12 protein-coding genes and 1 tRNA gene are annotated in these 14828 nt (G+C 60.8%); 9 read left to right on the top strand and 4 right to left on the bottom strand.

Annotation, left to right across the window (positions count from 1 at the left end; translation table 11 throughout):
• The first annotated feature begins 125 nt into the window (after nt 1-125).
• The 3 genes from ACILSL_RS13105 (at nt 126) to ACILSL_RS13095 (ending at nt 2094) form a co-directional block, all read left to right on the top strand.
• Nucleotides 126-1025, top strand: coding sequence for a sterol desaturase family protein (locus ACILSL_RS13105; RefSeq protein WP_395732488.1), 900 nt, complete (start codon nt 126-128; stop codon nt 1023-1025).
• A 76-nt stretch (nt 1026-1101) separates the two neighbouring features.
• A tRNA-Arg gene (locus ACILSL_RS13100) sits at nt 1102-1176 on the top strand.
• Between the two features lie 117 nt (nt 1177-1293).
• A complete protein-coding gene (locus tag ACILSL_RS13095) occupies nt 1294-2094 on the top strand; it encodes an SOS response-associated peptidase (protein WP_395732487.1) in 801 nt (266 codons plus the stop codon).
• 53 nt (nt 2095-2147) lie between these two features.
• Here ACILSL_RS13095 and ACILSL_RS13090 read toward each other — a convergent pair whose 3' ends face one another.
• On the bottom strand, nt 2148-2663 hold the full coding sequence (locus ACILSL_RS13090; RefSeq protein ID WP_395732486.1) for a hypothetical protein: 516 nt from the start codon (nt 2661-2663) through the stop codon (nt 2148-2150).
• A 134-nt stretch (nt 2664-2797) separates the two neighbouring features.
• On the opposite strand from ACILSL_RS13090, the gene ACILSL_RS13085 reads away from it, so the two are divergent.
• The 3 genes from ACILSL_RS13085 (at nt 2798) to ACILSL_RS13075 (ending at nt 8301) form a co-directional block, all read left to right on the top strand.
• Entirely contained in the window at nt 2798-5911 is a 3114-nt protein-coding gene (locus ACILSL_RS13085) for a PVC-type heme-binding CxxCH protein (RefSeq protein WP_395732485.1), read from the top strand.
• Between the two features lie 119 nt (nt 5912-6030).
• Nucleotides 6031-7503: a hypothetical protein gene (locus tag ACILSL_RS13080; protein ID WP_395732484.1), complete on the top strand. Its 1473-nt coding sequence runs from the start codon at nt 6031-6033 to the stop codon at nt 7501-7503.
• A 174-nt stretch (nt 7504-7677) separates the two neighbouring features.
• Nucleotides 7678-8301 (top strand): LON peptidase substrate-binding domain-containing protein, encoded by a 624-nt coding sequence (locus tag ACILSL_RS13075; protein ID WP_395732483.1) that lies wholly within the window; start codon nt 7678-7680, stop codon nt 8299-8301.
• A gap of 187 nt (nt 8302-8488) precedes the next feature.
• Here ACILSL_RS13075 and ACILSL_RS13070 read toward each other — a convergent pair whose 3' ends face one another.
• Nucleotides 8489-9292 (bottom strand): fumarylacetoacetate hydrolase family protein, encoded by an 804-nt coding sequence (locus ACILSL_RS13070; RefSeq protein ID WP_395732482.1) that lies wholly within the window; start codon nt 9290-9292, stop codon nt 8489-8491.
• A gap of 157 nt (nt 9293-9449) precedes the next feature.
• Nucleotides 9450-10220 carry a phosphoribosylformimino-5-aminoimidazole carboxamide ribotide isomerase gene (gene hisA, locus ACILSL_RS13065; protein WP_395732481.1) on the bottom strand — a complete coding sequence of 257 codons (771 nt, stop codon included), beginning with the start codon at nt 10218-10220 and terminating at the stop codon, nt 9450-9452.
• Nucleotides 10221-10542: 322 nt separating this feature from the next.
• Between hisA and leuA the strand changes: the two genes are divergently transcribed.
• Both leuA and ACILSL_RS13055 read left to right on the top strand, forming a co-directional pair.
• On the top strand, nt 10543-12207 hold the full coding sequence (gene leuA, locus ACILSL_RS13060) for a 2-isopropylmalate synthase (RefSeq protein ID WP_395732480.1): 1665 nt from the start codon (nt 10543-10545) through the stop codon (nt 12205-12207).
• A 125-nt stretch (nt 12208-12332) separates the two neighbouring features.
• Nucleotides 12333-12926, top strand: coding sequence for an HAD family hydrolase (locus ACILSL_RS13055; RefSeq protein ID WP_395732479.1), 594 nt, complete (start codon nt 12333-12335; stop codon nt 12924-12926).
• Between the two features lie 59 nt (nt 12927-12985).
• On the opposite strand, the gene rsmA is transcribed toward ACILSL_RS13055, so the two are convergent.
• Nucleotides 12986-14332: a 16S rRNA (adenine(1518)-N(6)/adenine(1519)-N(6))-dimethyltransferase RsmA gene (gene rsmA / locus ACILSL_RS13050; RefSeq protein WP_395732478.1), complete on the bottom strand. Its 1347-nt coding sequence runs from the start codon at nt 14330-14332 to the stop codon at nt 12986-12988.
• A 71-nt stretch (nt 14333-14403) separates the two neighbouring features.
• Between rsmA and ACILSL_RS13045 the strand changes: the two genes are divergently transcribed.
• Nucleotides 14404-14775 (top strand): aspartate 1-decarboxylase, encoded by a 372-nt coding sequence (locus tag ACILSL_RS13045; RefSeq protein WP_395732477.1) that lies wholly within the window; start codon nt 14404-14406, stop codon nt 14773-14775.
• Nucleotides 14776-14828: the final 53 nt, after the last annotated feature.

Here is a 14828-nt window from a genome sequence, read left to right as displayed (position 1 = left end):
AATGTGGGGCCAGTTCACCCGCTCTTTCCCTTCCCCTTTCTCCCCACGTCCCCGCAATCCCCGCGCATCATCTCCCCACATCCGCACTGGAAATCCGCACAATTCCTGCTTTGTAAAACAACCCCATGCTCCGCAAGATATTCGAATACCTGCTCTGGCCCCTGATCCTCATCGCAGCACTGATCCCCACCGGGATCGGCATCGCGCACAAGCAAGGGCCGCTGGCCTTCAACATCACCTACTTCAGCCTCGCCGCCCTGCTCTACGTGCTGGAGCGCGTGTATCCGCATGAGAAGGCCTGGCTGCAGTCGGACGGGCAGGAGTTTCCAGATCTGGCGCACACGGCTTTCACCAAATCCTTCGTGCAGCTCCTCATCATTTCAGCCACCTGGCTCGGCCTTGCCTCCGTGGTGGGCGGGGATCTCGGCACAGGATACTGGCCGAATCACTGGCCCATGTTCTTCCAGGTGGTGCTGGGGTTGGTGATCGCGGAGTTTGGCCTGTACTGGGCGCACCGCATTGCCCATGAATGGATGCCGCTGTGGTGGTTTCACGCGGTGCATCACAGCTCCAAAAAGCTGTGGTTCTTCAACACCGGACGCTTTCACATCATCGACACCCTCAAGAGCGCCCTCTTCTCCGCACCGCTGCTGGCGCTGGCTGGTGCGCCGCAGAGCGTGGTGCTGTGGTTCGGGGCCATCACGGCCTACATCGGATTTCTCACGCATGCCAACATCCAGATGCGCTTCGGCTGGCTGAACTACATCTTCAACACCCCTGCCCTGCACCGCTGGCACCACTCCATGGACCTGCGTGAAGGCAATAAAAATTACGGCGAAAACCTCATGCTGTGGGACATCATCTTCGGCACGTTTTACGACGACACCAACCGCCGCCCCCCGGTGGAGATCGGCATCAAGTCCGCCATGCCCCGCAGCTTCTGGGGCCAGGTGGTGGAGCCCTTCCGCTGGCACAAATTTCAGTCCTCCGCCAAAGCAGGCACCCACAAGCACGAGTTGTTGTAAAAAAAGGTGGCCCCTCCACCTTGAAAACGACTTGCCGCACTCCGGTGCCCATGCGAAGCATCGCTCCCCGAACAACGCGCCCGTAGTTCAACGGATAGAATGGTGGTCTCCGAAGCCGCATATCCAGGTTCGATTCCTGGCGGGCGCACCAGCTTGATCAATGGCTGGAACTTGGTTTCGTAGGGGGTGTCTGACGGACATCCTTGAGCGGCTTGCCACACGAGTTCTGATTTGCCTCTGCGCATGAGTGCGCTTTCCTGCCCGCTCCATGTGCAGCCGTCTGAACCAGTTCGCGAAGATCCCCGCGCTTTCGCTCGCGGGGAAGAAACTGCGGATTGAACGACGACCCCGGAAAAAGGACGAGGACCTGAAGTCCGAGGTGCCGGTGATCCACAACATCTGCCCCACGGACTACGCGGACGTGCTGACCATGCAGGCTGACGAGATCGGCATCGAGCGCATGCGCTTTGGACTGGTTCCATCATGGGCCAAAGGCGGCAAAAGGGAGGTCGCAAAGAAGTTCGGACTCACCTTCAATGCGCGGTGCGAGAGCATCTTTGACCTGGCCTCCTACCGCGGCCCCATCCTACGCCAGCGCTGCCTCATCCCCGTGCAGGGCTGGCTTGAGTGGCCTGACCGCACCACGCCCTACTTCATCCACCGCACGGACGATGCGCCTGTCTTGCTGGCCGGCATCTGGGATGTATGGCAAAGCCGCAGCCCGGAGGATTTCGAAAGCGGGGCTGCCATCACTTCCATGAGCGTTGTCACCACGCCGCCGGGACGCTACATGGCGAAGTTCCACGACCGCAGCCCTCTCATTCTTGAGGGCGAATCCGCCCTTGCGTGGATGCAGCCGGGTATGAAGGCGGACGGATTGCGCGCCCTTTTCCGCCCCTATGAGAGCGATTTGCTGGAAGCCTACCGCGTCTCCACCACCGCTAATCTTGCCCGCAACAAAAGTGAACAGGCCCTGCGTGCGATAGCGCCGCCCGTGGCTCAGGCAGGAGACGACCCCGTCCAAATGGTAGAGGATCCCGATCCGCAACTGATGCTCTTCGAGCGCTGAACGCTTTCGTTCCACGCGAACGACCTGCTGAGGATTCAATTCAGCGCCCTAGATCAAAAACTTCTGCCACCAAACCCCGTCCCATACCCAGAATATCCGGACTGCGGCGTCGCCTGCATGAGTGCCGAATTCTGCCGATACGACGAGCTCTGGCTGTTGATCATCGCTGATTCATTGAGAACGTCCGTAGCGGCCTGCCGCTCGGCGAGCTGGGCTTCGGCCAGCCGCTCCTCCTGCCCGCGCAGCACATTCACCAAGATCACCCTCTCCTTCTCGCTAATCTTCCCCGTGCTTGCCGCCTTGTTGATCTCCATCAGGCGCGGATGTTCCGCCGCATACTGGTTCAGAAAGTTGTCGATCTTTTGCGGGCTCCATTTGCCCTCAGGCGGCCTGCCCACGGACTTCTCCGCGGCCAGCGCCGCCTCGCCCCCTGCGTGAATGTAGCCCACCTCCACCGCTCTCCGCGCAAACGCTTTCGCCTCGGCCACGCTCCCCACGTGATACTCCTCGGTGGTGGTCTGGCAGGAAGAAAGCAGTGCAGCCGTCAGAAAAAGCAGGAAGGACTTCATGCGCCGAATGTGGAGAATGTTTTCCACGCCACAAGCCAAACTAGTTGAGAGCTGGGACTCTCTCTGGAAAGGTCTTATCCCTCCCACGCTCCGCCCTGGGATAAGGCTTCGATTCCTTCCCAGTCCTTCCATCCATGACGTCCCGCCATCTGACTCTCCTCGCGCTGCTCGCCTCCGCCTCCTGCGCCGTCGCTGCCGCCCCAGTTTTCGAAAGCCCCAAGCTCACTACCGCCGCGAACTCGCCGCGGCTGGTCAAGGTGGACGTGCCGCTGAAAGGAGCCAAGGAACTCTACCTCGTCGTCTCGGATGAAGACGGCATCAGTTGTGACTGGGCGGACTGGCTGGAGCCGAAGCTCGTCATGCAGGATGGCTCCATCAAAGACCTGACCAAGCTGCCATGGAAAGCCGCCAGCCAGGGCTCCGGTGGCACACGCGTCGGCAAATCCGCCATGGGCGATGCGCTGCTCGTGAAAGGCCAGAAGTTTGAAAACGGCATCGGCACGCATGCGCGCTCGGTGATCGTCTATGATCTGCCAAAGGGCGTGGCGGGCTTCACCGCCCAGGCGGCCATTGATGACGGCGGCATGGAGCGCGGCGGCAAGACCAGCAATGCATCCGTGAAATTTCAGGTCTATACGGAAACACCGCCGAATGCCCCCAAGCCCGCGCCTCCCATCGTGGATGACGGCAAGACCACCGTGCCTGCGGATCTCTTCACCGTGCCCGAAGGTCTGGAAGTGACCGTGTGGGCCACCTCGCCCGCCTTGTTCAATCCTACCAACATCGACTTCGATGCCCAGGGCCGCCTCTGGGTGGCGGAAGGCGTGAACTACCGCAGCAAAGGCAGCCGCAGGCCGGAGGGTGATCGCATCGTCGTGCTCGAAGACACCACCGGTTCAGGCCGTGCCGACAAGAGCACCGTCTTCGTGCAGGAGTCCGCACTCGCCGCGCCACTCGGCGTCGCCGCCCTTGGCAACAAGATCATCGTCTCCCAGCCGCCGGACCTGCTCGTGTACACCGACGTGAATGGCGATGGCAAATTCGACCCCGCCGTGGACAAGCGCGATGTGCTGCTCACCGGCTTCGGCGGACGTCAGCACGATCACAGCCTGCACAGCGTCACAGCCGGGCCTGACGGCCAGTGGTACTGGAATCAGGGCAACACCGGCGCAAAATTCACCGATCACTCCGGCAAGACCTTCCGCATGGGCAGCCCGTACATGATGCAGGACATCGCCGGGCAGAAGAGCGACGACGGCCATGTGTGGATCGGCGGCTTCACCGCTCGCATGAACCCCGATGGCACAAACGTCACCATCATCGGTCACAACTATCGCAACAGCTACGAGCAGACCATCACCTCCTTTGGCGATGTCTTTCAAAGCGACAACGACGACCCGCCTGCCTGTCGCGTGTCCCCCGTGATGGAAGGCGGCAACGCGGGCTTTGCGTCCGCCGACGGTCTGCGCTCATGGGGTGCGGACAAACGCCCCGGCCAGGACACCCCCACCGCCGAATGGCGTCAGGAAGATCCCGGCACCATGCCCGCTGGCGATGTCTATGGCGGCGGCTCTCCCACCGGCGTGGGCTTTTATGAAAACGGCGCGCTCGACAAGAAGTGGAACGGCCTGCTGCTGGCCTGTGAAGCGGGCAAGAACGTGGTCTTTGGCTACCTCCCTAAGCTCGATGGCGCTGGCTGGAAAATGGAGCGCTTTGATTTCATGACTTCCAACAAGGAGAAGGAATTTGCCGGCTCCGACTTCCTCGGCGGCAAGCCAACGGGCGAACTCAAAACCCGCTTCCGCCCCAGCGATGTGACGGTGGGCCCCGATGGCGCGATCTACGTCGCCGACTGGTTCGACGCCCGCGTGGGCGGCCACGGCACGCTGGACGAGCGCTACACCGGCACCATCTACCGCATCGCGCCGAAGGGCTTTGTTTCCAAGGTGCCTGAGCTGAAGCTGGACACCATGGAAGGTCAGATCGCCGCACTGAAAAGCCCTGCGCCGAATGTGCGCTACAGCGGCTTCACCGCGCTGAAGGCCCAAGGTGCGAAAGCCGTTCCTGCCGTCGCCGCCTTGCTCAAGGATGACAACGCCTTCATCGCCGCACGCGCCGCATGGCTGCTCGCGCAGATGGGCTCCGAAGGCGTGGCTCAGGTCACCCCATGGCTTGAATCCAAATCCGAAGATCAGCGCCTCGTCGCCTACCGTGCCCTGCGCCGTGCAGGTGTGGACGTGCTGGCCATGGCCGCCAAGATGGTCACCGATTCCTCCGCTGCGGTGCGCCGTGAAGTCGCTCTTACTTTGCGTGAAGTGCCCGCCGCACAGAGCCTGCCACTGCTGGTGAAGCTCGCGCAGCAGTTTGACGGCAAGGACCGCGCCTATCTCGAAGCGCTCGGCCTTGGTGCTGAAGGCAAGGAAGCCGAACTCTACGCCGCCATCTGCAAGGACAAGCCCGCTGCCTGGACTGATGCCCAGGCCTGGATCGCCTGGCGTTTGCACCCCCCTGCTGCAGTGGAAGCTTTCAAGACCCGCGCTCTTGATACCAAGCTCAGCGAAGACCAGCGCGAGCTCATGCTCACCGGCCTCGCCTTTGTGAAAAGCCGCGAAGCCGCAGGCGCGATGATCGAACTCGCCAACACCAAGGACTTCCCCTTGAAGGACCTTGCCAAGTGGTGGCTGCTCAATCGCAAAGGCAACGACTGGCAGTCCTATGATGTGGAAAGCGGCATGAAGGCCCTGGGCCTGTATGATCCTGCCAAGGTCAAGCTCGTCGCTGTCGAGATGCCGCCTGAAATGAAAGACGCACCCAAGCTCCCCACCGGTGCCGAGATCGCCCAGCTCCCTGGCGATGCCAAGCGCGGCCAGGCCGCCATCGCCGTCTGCTTCACCTGCCACAAGGTCGGCAAGATGGGCGTCGAGTTCGGCCCCGATCTCAGCACCTTCGGTAAACAACAGCCGAGCGAGGTCATCGCGCAGGCCATCGCCCATCCCTCCGCCGACATCTCCCACGGCTACGAAGGCAGCGAGATCAAAACGAAGGACGGCCTCACCATCAGCGGTATGATTCTCTCCAGCGGAGATCCCGTCATGATCAAATGCATGGGCGGCCTCGTGCAGACCGTGCCAAAGGCACGCATCGCCAGCGTGAAAAAGATGGATCGCTCCCTCATGTATCAGCCCCAGCAACTCGGACTCACCCCGCAGTCCATCAGCGACATCGTGGCCTATTTGAAGAGTCTTTAAAGTAGTCCCAAACTTTAGTTCGTTCTGGAAAGCTCCGCGATCTTCCAGAACGAGCTGCTGCGAAGCGAACCTCATGACTGCTTTGCAACATCCCAGCCCCGCCGCCTGTATGAGAGAGCATGCGCCGCTCTCTCCTGCCCTTCCTCCTCTGCACCGGTCTCGCCTCGGCTGAAGTCACCAACATCGGCTCACGTCGTGAGCTCTTCGTGGACAAGCTCCTCATCGACCAAATGCAGGGCACCACGCTGCGACTGCACCATCCCGAAGAGGCGGGCGTTGCAGTGAAATTTGACCAGCCCTGGGAGGGCCGCTTCAGCGCCTACATCACCGTCATTCACAATGACGAGGCGCAGAAATTCCAGATGTACTACCGGGGCAATGCGGGCTTCAAAGACGGCACCAGCGGTGAGGTGACCTGCTACGCCGAATCTGCCGACGGCAAAACATGGGTGAAGCCCAAACTCGGCCTGCATGAGATCAATGGCAGCAAGGACAACAACGTCATGCTGGCCAATCTGGCACCCTACACGCACAACTTCGCGCCGTTCATCGACCGCCGCCCCGGCGTGCCGAAAGAGCAGCGCTACAAGGCGCTCGCAGGCCTCGGCGGCAAGTCCGGCGGCCTCAGCGCCTTTGTCTCCGCCGATGGTCTGCACTGGCAGAAAATGCAGGAGGCGGCCGTCATCACCAAAGGTGCGTTTGATTCCCAGAACGTGTCGTTCTGGTCTGAAGTGGAGCAGTGCTACGTGGCCTATTTCCGCGTCTTCACCGCAGGCGTGATCGATGAAAAAACTTGGAAACCCAAGGGCGTTCGTTGGGTCAGCCGCGCCACCAGCAAGGACTTCCTCACCTGGACCGATGCCGTGCAGATGACCTCAGACCAGCCGCTGGCGGACCACATCTACGTGAGCCAGACGAACCCCTATTTCAATGCGCCCCATCTCTACATCTCCACCGCTGCACGCTTCATGCCCGGCAAAGATGTGCTCGATGAGCAGGCCAAAAAATATCTCGTCGAAGACACGAAAGCCTACCCTGCCCTGATCAAAGATTGCTCCGAAGCCGTGCTCATGACCAGCCGCGCAGGCTCCACCGCCTACAACCGCAGCTTCATGGATGGCTTCGTCCGTCCCGGCCTGCACTTCCGCAACTGGACCAGCCGCAGCAACTACCCCGCCTGTGGTGTCGTGCAGACCGGCAAATCAGAGATGTCCCTCTACGTGGAGCGCCACTACGGGCAAAGCACCGCGCTGCTGCAGCGCTGCACCCTGCGCCTCGATGGTTTTGCCTCGCTGCACGCCGATTACGCAGGCGGTGAGATGACCACCAAGCCCTTCATCTTCGCCGGCAAAGCGCTGCATCTGAATCTCTCCACCGGCGCGGCGGGTTCCGTGGCGGTCGAAATCCAGGATGCCGACCATAAACCCCTCCCCGGTTTTGCTTTGGAAGACTGCAAGCCGATCTCTTACGACGACATCGACCGGGTCATCGCCTGGAAGGCTGGCAGCGATGTCTCAGCACTTGCCGGAAAGCCCATACGCCTGCGCTGGGTGCTCAAAGACGCCGACGTCTACTCCTTCCGCTTTGAATGACTGGAACAAGCACGCAGGAGCTTCGCCTCTGGTGGAAAGATTCGTCGCACCCGGACCTCGAAAGCCTGCGTATCCTGTGCTTTCCCGCCCCTTTCAAATGATTCACTGGCGTTTGCAAACGAAACAAGGAACCATCGCAGCCATGCACGCGTATCCCCGCGTGTAACCTCATTCATGGATATCTCGTCAAAAACATTCTCTGCCAAAGGCTTCGTGCTTCCGCACAGTCTTCCGGTGATTGTGCTGGACGACTGCTACCACTTCCCCGGCTGTCATCTGCCGCTGTTCATCTTTGAAGACCGCTACCGCCGCATGCTGGACCATGCGCTGCAAACCGACCGCATGTTCTGCGTCGGTGTCTCAGACGGTGCCAATGACGTCCTCCCTGTCACCACTGCGGGCTTGATCCGCTGCTCGGTCAAAAACCCCGACGGCACCTCGCAGGTCATGCTCTACGGCGTCTGCCGCGTACGCATCACCGGCTGGGATCAGATGAAGCCCTTCCGCATCGCCCGTGTGGAGCCCGTGCTCACCCAGCACGCTCCCACCAAAATCTTGCGCCAGCTGAAATCACGCGCGCTGGATCTCCTGCCACCGCCCACGGATGACAGCTGTGAAAGCATGCAGCAGATGCGCCACGAACTGGAAGAAATGGACGAAGCCGAAGCCGTCTGCGACATCATCGCCTTCCACTTCGTGCGAAAGAAAGCCGCCCTGCGCGCCCTGCTCGAAGAATGCTGCCCCCAGCGCCGCTACGAAAAGCTCATCAGCGAGCTCGAAAAAGCGCAGGAATGCTGAGGAGTGACTGGTGTTTTTGGAGCGCGGAATTTATTCCGCAGCAATTCGCTCATGCAAGACGTGGGTATCCTACAACGAATGCCGCAATCAGAAGAGGCGGTTGCTTCGAAAACGTCGCGGGAAGACTTTGGAACCGGGTGTGCAAGCGGAGTGCTGCGGAATAAATTCCGCGCTCCAGTGGCGCTGCTCACACCTCATCCTTCACCGGATTCGTCAGCGTCCCGATCTGCGCGATCTCCACGCTCACCACATCCCCATCTCTCATAAAAACAGGCGGAGTGCGCGCCGCCCCCACGCCATGAGGCGTGCCGGTGAGGATCACCGTGCCCGGCATCAGTGTCGTGCTGCCGCTGAGAAACTCGATCAGCGTCGGCACATCAAAGATCATGTCGCTCGTGTTCCAGTCCTGCATCGTCTCGCCATTGAGCACCGTCTTGATCGCGAGGCTGTTCGGATTGGGAATCTCATCCGCCGTCACCAGCACCGGCCCCAGCGGGCAAAACGTATCAAACGACTTGCCACGGCACCACTGCCCGCCGCCGCCATGCTTCTGCCAGTCGCGCGCGCTCACATCATTCCCACAGGTGTAGCCCAGCACATAATTCAGTGCATCGGCCCGGCTCACGTTCTTCGCCTTCTTGCCAATGACCACCGCCAGCTCCGCCTCGTAATCGACCTTGTCGCTCTTCAGCTTCGTCGGCAGCAGGATCGGCTCTCCCGGATGCTGCACCACATTCGGCAGTTTCATGAACACCACCGGATGCTTCGGAAGCTCCGCCTTCGTCTCCTCCGCATGCTTCTTGTAATTGAGCCCGATGCACACAATGGCAAACGGCTGCACCGGCGCGAGCAGCTTCGCCACCTCCGCCTTGCGCTCCGTCACGTGGTGCTCTCCAAAGATGTCACCTTCAATGACCAGCGCCGAGCCATCGGCCTGCTGCGCGGCGTATGCGGTGTTTCCCTGCAAGTCGGAGTAGCGGATGATTTTCATGAGCTTGAAGTGAAGCGGGCACTCCTGCCCGCCACAACCGTTTTCTTGGCAGGCAGAAACGCACGCCTAACCTCTGCCATCGGCCATTCCATGCTTGAGGTAGTGCGGGCAATCCTGCCCGCGAACAGAGCTTTCTCAACGGGCAAGATTGCCCGTGCTACCCCTGCCTGCGATTCCACGCCACCAGCTCCTCATACCTCGCCCCGGTGCCACCGAACAAATCCAGCGCGCTGCCCACTGTGCCATCCACGCGCCCTTGGCTCAGCGCATCAATGCGCTTCAGGTCATCCAGGTGCCGGATGCCGCCCGCGTACGTCATCGGGATGGGCGAATGCTCACCCAGGAAACTCACCAGAGCTTCATCAATCCCCTCACACTTGCCTTCCACATCCACGGCATGGATCAAAAATTCGGCGCAATGCCCCGCCAAAAATCGCAGCGACTCCGGCGTCACCTCCAGCGTCGTCAGCGTCTGCCAGCGGTTCATCGCCACCGTCCAGCCCTTCGCCGTCGCCTTGCAGCTCAGATCAATCACCAGCCGCTCCTTGCCAGCCGCAGCCGCCATCTTGTCCAGCCGCGTCTGATTGAAGGTGCCATCCGTCTCAAACAGGTAGCTCGTCACGATCACATGGCTCGCTCCCGCTTCCAGATACTCCGCCGCATTGCACGGGCGAATCCCTCCGCCCACCTGCAAGCCGCCCGGAAACGCGCCCGTGGCCGCTTTCGCCGCCTCCTCATTGCCCTTCCCCAGCAGGATCACATGCCCGCCCGTCAGCCCGTCGCGCTTGTAAAGCTCGCCATACCACGCCGCATCGCGATCGCTCACAAAGTTCGTCTTCAGCCCCGTCCCATCATCCCGCAGCGACGAGCCCACAATCTGCTTTACGCGGCCATCGTGAAGGTCAATGCAGGGGCGGAATCGGGTCATAAAAAGTCGGTGAAATCTTCCTCTTCCTCCTACTCCGACTCTTCCTCCCTTCAAGGCAGGATCTTGCCATTCACGACAGACAGGTCTTGCCGTCTTCTTTTGACTCTCTTGACTACTCTCCCTTCCCTGCTTTGATACTCATACCATGACCACGCCCGCCAAGGCACTTCTTCTTCTCTCCCTGCGACTTACGCTAGGGTAGGCGGCCCGTGTTTCCTCGTCATGCCCTTTGCCGTCACGTCGCGGCTGTTTCTCTCAGGTCAGGAAAATCCATCCTGCGCACGCCTGAAATCTCGCTAATCCTTTCCATTCTGTTTTTGTCATGTTGAAAAATCCGTCCTCCAAGTATCAGCCCTTTCCGCTGGTCTCCATCCCCAACCGTCAATGGCCCTCCCGCCATCTGACCCACGCGCCCATCTGGTGCAGCGTCGATCTGCGCGATGGCAACCAGGCGCTCGCCGTGCCGATGAATGTCTCCCAAAAGCTGGAGATGTTTGATGCGCTGGTGAAATGCGGCTTCAAGGAAATCGAAGTCGGCTTCCCCTCCGCCTCCAACACCGAGTTCCAGTTCAACCGCCGCCTCATCGAGGAAAAGCGCATCCCCGATGATGTCACCATCCAGTGCCTGGTGCAGGCGCGCGAGGACTTGATCGAGAAAACCGTAGAGTCCCTCATCGGTGCCAGGAAAGTCGTCATCCACATGTACAACAGCACGTCTCCCGCGCAGCGGAAGTACGTGTTTGGCAAGACCAAGGAGGAGATCGTCACCGTGGCCATCAAAGGCGCGCAGATGATCAAGGACCGCCTGCATCGCCTCACCGCAGGCGGCACTCAGGTCACCTTGCAGTACTCGCCCGAAAGCTTCAGCGCCACGGAAGTCGAATTTGCCAAGGAGATCAGCGAAGCCGTCATGGACGTCTGGCAACCGACCCCCGAGCACAAAATGATCCTCAATCTGCCCGACACCGTCGAGGTGGCCATGCCCAATGTGTATGCCGACCAGATCGAATGGATCTGCACGAACATCAAAAACCGCGAAAGCCTCATCATCAGCCTGCACACGCACAACGATCGCGGCACCGGCACCGCCGCCACGGAGCTCGGCCTGCTGGCAGGTGCCGACCGCGTGGAAGGCACCCTGTTTGGCAATGGCGAGCGCACCGGCAATCTGGACATCGTTCAGGTGGCCATGAACCTCTACATGCATGGCATCTCTCCCGGCTTGGACTTCAGCGACATGAGCGGCCTCATCCACATGTATGAGCGCACCACCGGCATGACCGTGCCACCGCGCCAGCCCTACGCAGGCGAGCTCGTCTTCACCGCCTTCAGCGGCAGCCATCAGGATGCCATCAAGAAGGGGCTTTCTGGCTACGAGGAACACAAATCCATCTGGGACGTGCCCTACCTCACCATCGATCCGAACGACATCGGCCGCGAGTACCGCGAGGTCATTCGCGTGAATTCGCAGAGCGGCAAGGGCGGTGTCGCCTACCTGCTGGAGAGCGAATTCGGCATCGAACTGCCCAAGGACATGCAGCGCGAGTTCGGCCCGCTGGCCAACGACATCGTGGACAAGCTGGGCCGCGAAGTCACCGCTGCCGAATTGAAGGACATGTTCTGGAAGGAATACATCGAGCGCGAAACACCCTACGCCCTGCACCACTTCCATGCCGACGGTGTGGACGGCGTTTTCACCTGCCGCAGCAGCCTCGTCATCAACGGCCAGGAGCGCGGCATCACCGGCAAGGGCAACGGCCCCATCGCCGCCTTTGCCGAGGCGTTGATCGAGGACGCTGGCGCACCCGCCTTTGAAGTGGCCACCTACCGCGAACAAAGCCTCAGCTCCGGCACTGAAGCCAGCGCCCTCGCCTTCATCCAGATCAAAACCGCCAGCGGCAAAACCATCTGGGGCGCAGGTGTGGACACGAACATCGAGCTGGCATCCATCAAGGCGGTGCTCAGCGCGGTGAATCGTGCGGCGTGAAGTAGTCGAGAGCTTTAGCTCGGTCTGGATTCTGGGGGACTAGCGGAGCCTCCCCAGAACGAGCTGAAGCTCAGTACGACTTTTGGTTGCCCCCTGCAGGCCCGTGAGGTTTATGACAGCCTCACATGCCCCTCGAAATTCCCGACTACCCCTTTCAAGCCTACATCTTCGACTGCGACGGCACCCTCGTCGATTCCATGCCGCTGCACTACGTCGCCTGGGTGGAGGCCCTGAGGCAGCACGATGCGCCCTACGAGTTCACCGAAGAGGAGTTTTATGCGCACGCAGGCATGAAGGAGCAGGATGTGGTGAAGCTGCTCAATGCAAAGCACGGAGCCTATGTCGACCCCGTCAGCGTGGACGAACTGAAGATGGAGATCTTCGCCCAACGCATCCCTGAAGTGCAGGCCGTCGGCCCCGTGGCCGAGTTCGCCCGATCGCTCTTTGGTCGTTTCCCCATCGCCGTGGCCTCCGGCAGCGAAGAGTCCACCGTGCGCGGCTGCCTGACCGCCACCGGCTTGATCGACCTCTTCCCCATCATCATCACTCCCAAGAGGGTCAAACACGGCAAGCCCGCCCCCGACATGTTCCTCCTCGCCGCCGAGCAGATGGGCATCGCCCCCAGTGAATGCCTCGTCCTCGAAGACGGCAACAGCGGCATCCAGGCCGCGAACGCAGCGGGGATGCAGTCGCTGTTTATTCCGCGGACAATGCGGTAAGTAGTGCGGGCAATCTTGCCCGCCTCAGACGTGCTCGCATTGGGTAAAATTGCCCTCAGCTACTTCTGCATCCACGCCTTCCAGCACGTCACAAACCCTTTCGCAAAATCCTGCGGCCTGGCCTCCACCCATGCGCTGATATCCTCAGGCTTGAACCAATCCCCCGTGGCGATCTCCTCCGGCAGGCAGCGCATCGGCCCGTCATGCCGCGCGATGCGTAGCTCCACGAATTCGTGGTCCGTATTGTCTCCCGCTGGAATCTGCGCCGCCAGCTCCGTGGCTTCCACGTGAATGCCCACTTCCTCTCCCAGTTCCCGCACCGCAGCGCTGGCGTAGCCTTCCCCGGCATCCAGATGCCCTGCGGCACTGCTGTCCCACTTGAGCGGTGACACATCCTTGAGATGTGACCGCTGCTGCAGGTAGATGAATCCGCGTTTGTTGATCACAAAGACATGCACCGCACGGTGCAGCAGGCCGCGCTTGTGCACCTCCCCGCGCGTGAGCTGCTCGATGACCTCATTGCGCTCATTGACCACATCAAACATCTCGCTCGCCTTCTGGCCCGCATCGGCCTCGTGGCGCTGTTCATAATAACGGGCGATCTGAATCCACTGTGCCAAAGACAACGCCTCCGCACGCACCATCGCAGTCACCCCCAGCGCCTCGATCAATGCCTCCCAGCCACCGGGGGCCTCAGGCAGCAGGTTCTTCAACTGCTTGCGGCGTTGCGAGAAACCCATGCGCACCAACCGGTCAAACAGCATGTGATCAAACACCGGCAGCGTGGCGGGATCTCGCGGCGTGAGGCGGATGATGGCGGAGTCCACCCTCGGCTTCGGCACAAAAACCTCCGGCGGCACCACCCGCAGCATCTCCACATTCCAGTCCTTCTGCACCAGCAGGCTCAGCGCACCGTAGGCATCGTCTTCGCAGGTGGCGGCGAGGCGGTCGCACACCTCTTTTTGCAACATGAACACCGCACACCCGACTGGCGACGGCGGCGTGAGCCAGTGTTTCAAAATCTCGCCGCCGACCGAATACGGCAGATTCCCCACGATGCGCAGCGGACCATGCTTGAACCAGGAACGCAGATTGATGCGCGTGGCGTCATTGTGGATGACCTCCACATCACTGCGCCCTTCAAACTGGCTCTGCAGCTCCGGCGCGAGCTGGGAATCTTTCTCAATCAAAATAAGTTTCTTCGGCCTGCCCACCAAATGCTTCGTCAAAGCACCCATGCCGGGTCCGATTTCCACCACAATATCAGCGCCATCCGGCTGCACCTGATCGCCAATCCACCGGGCAATCTCCTCGTCCTGCAGGAAGTTCTGCCCCATGCTCTTGCGGGGGGTGAAGTGCGGGCGGGGCGGCGGGGCTTCGGAGCGGCGTTGATCGCGGTATCTCATTACCGCATCTTCCACCGTTCTGCGCTTCCATCAAACCAATCCATTCAGGCAGCCAATACTTGACCCCCGGCATGAATGAAGCACTCTGGAGGGTGCTTAGAACCTGCCTCAAATCCAAACTCCACCGTGCCGCCATTACCGATGCCAACATCGCCTATGAAGGCAGCATCACCATTCCGACCGATCTCATGGAAAAAGCCGACCTCTGGGTGGGCGAAAAAGTACTGGTGACCTCGATCACCAACGGTGCGCGCTTGGAAACCTACGTCATCCCCGCCCCTGCCGGCTCCGGGCAGATCATCGTCAACGGTGCCGCCGCCCACCTCATCAACACCGGCCACCGCGTCACCATCATGGCCTGGGGCCAGAGCGAGCACCCCATCGTTCCCAAGCGTCTGCTGCTCAACGAGCGCAACGAAGTGGTGAATGACTCCGTGCTGTGAGACAGCCGCCCTAGGGTATCAGCACAAGAATACCACCTTGAGCGACTTTCGGC

The organism is Prosthecobacter sp., assembly GCF_044222345.1.
In the GTDB taxonomy this organism is placed as follows: domain Bacteria; phylum Verrucomicrobiota; class Verrucomicrobiia; order Verrucomicrobiales; family Verrucomicrobiaceae; genus Prosthecobacter.
This window is presented reverse-complemented; position numbering and strand designations above follow the sequence as displayed.

Excerpts from the sequence above, each read along its gene's own strand:
- ACILSL_RS13105 (WP_395732488.1), top strand. The coding sequence starts at position 126 with ATGCTCCGCAAGATATTCGAATACCTGCTCTGGCCCCTGATCCTCATC.
- ACILSL_RS13095 (WP_395732487.1), top strand. The coding sequence starts at position 1,294 with ATGTGCAGCCGTCTGAACCAGTTCGCGAAGATCCCCGCGCTTTCGCTC.
- ACILSL_RS13090 (WP_395732486.1), bottom strand. The coding sequence starts at position 2,663 with ATGAAGTCCTTCCTGCTTTTTCTGACGGCTGCACTGCTTTCTTCCTGC.
- ACILSL_RS13085 (WP_395732485.1), top strand. The coding sequence starts at position 2,798 with ATGACGTCCCGCCATCTGACTCTCCTCGCGCTGCTCGCCTCCGCCTCC.
- ACILSL_RS13080 (WP_395732484.1), top strand. The coding sequence starts at position 6,031 with ATGCGCCGCTCTCTCCTGCCCTTCCTCCTCTGCACCGGTCTCGCCTCG.
- ACILSL_RS13075 (WP_395732483.1), top strand. The coding sequence starts at position 7,678 with ATGGATATCTCGTCAAAAACATTCTCTGCCAAAGGCTTCGTGCTTCCG.
- ACILSL_RS13070 (WP_395732482.1), bottom strand. The coding sequence starts at position 9,292 with ATGAAAATCATCCGCTACTCCGACTTGCAGGGAAACACCGCATACGCC.
- hisA (WP_395732481.1), bottom strand. The coding sequence starts at position 10,220 with ATGACCCGATTCCGCCCCTGCATTGACCTTCACGATGGCCGCGTAAAG.
- leuA (WP_395732480.1), top strand. The coding sequence starts at position 10,543 with ATGTTGAAAAATCCGTCCTCCAAGTATCAGCCCTTTCCGCTGGTCTCC.
- ACILSL_RS13055 (WP_395732479.1), top strand. The coding sequence starts at position 12,333 with ATGCCCCTCGAAATTCCCGACTACCCCTTTCAAGCCTACATCTTCGAC.
- rsmA (WP_395732478.1), bottom strand. The coding sequence starts at position 14,332 with ATGAGATACCGCGATCAACGCCGCTCCGAAGCCCCGCCGCCCCGCCCG.
- ACILSL_RS13045 (WP_395732477.1), top strand. The coding sequence starts at position 14,404 with ATGAATGAAGCACTCTGGAGGGTGCTTAGAACCTGCCTCAAATCCAAA.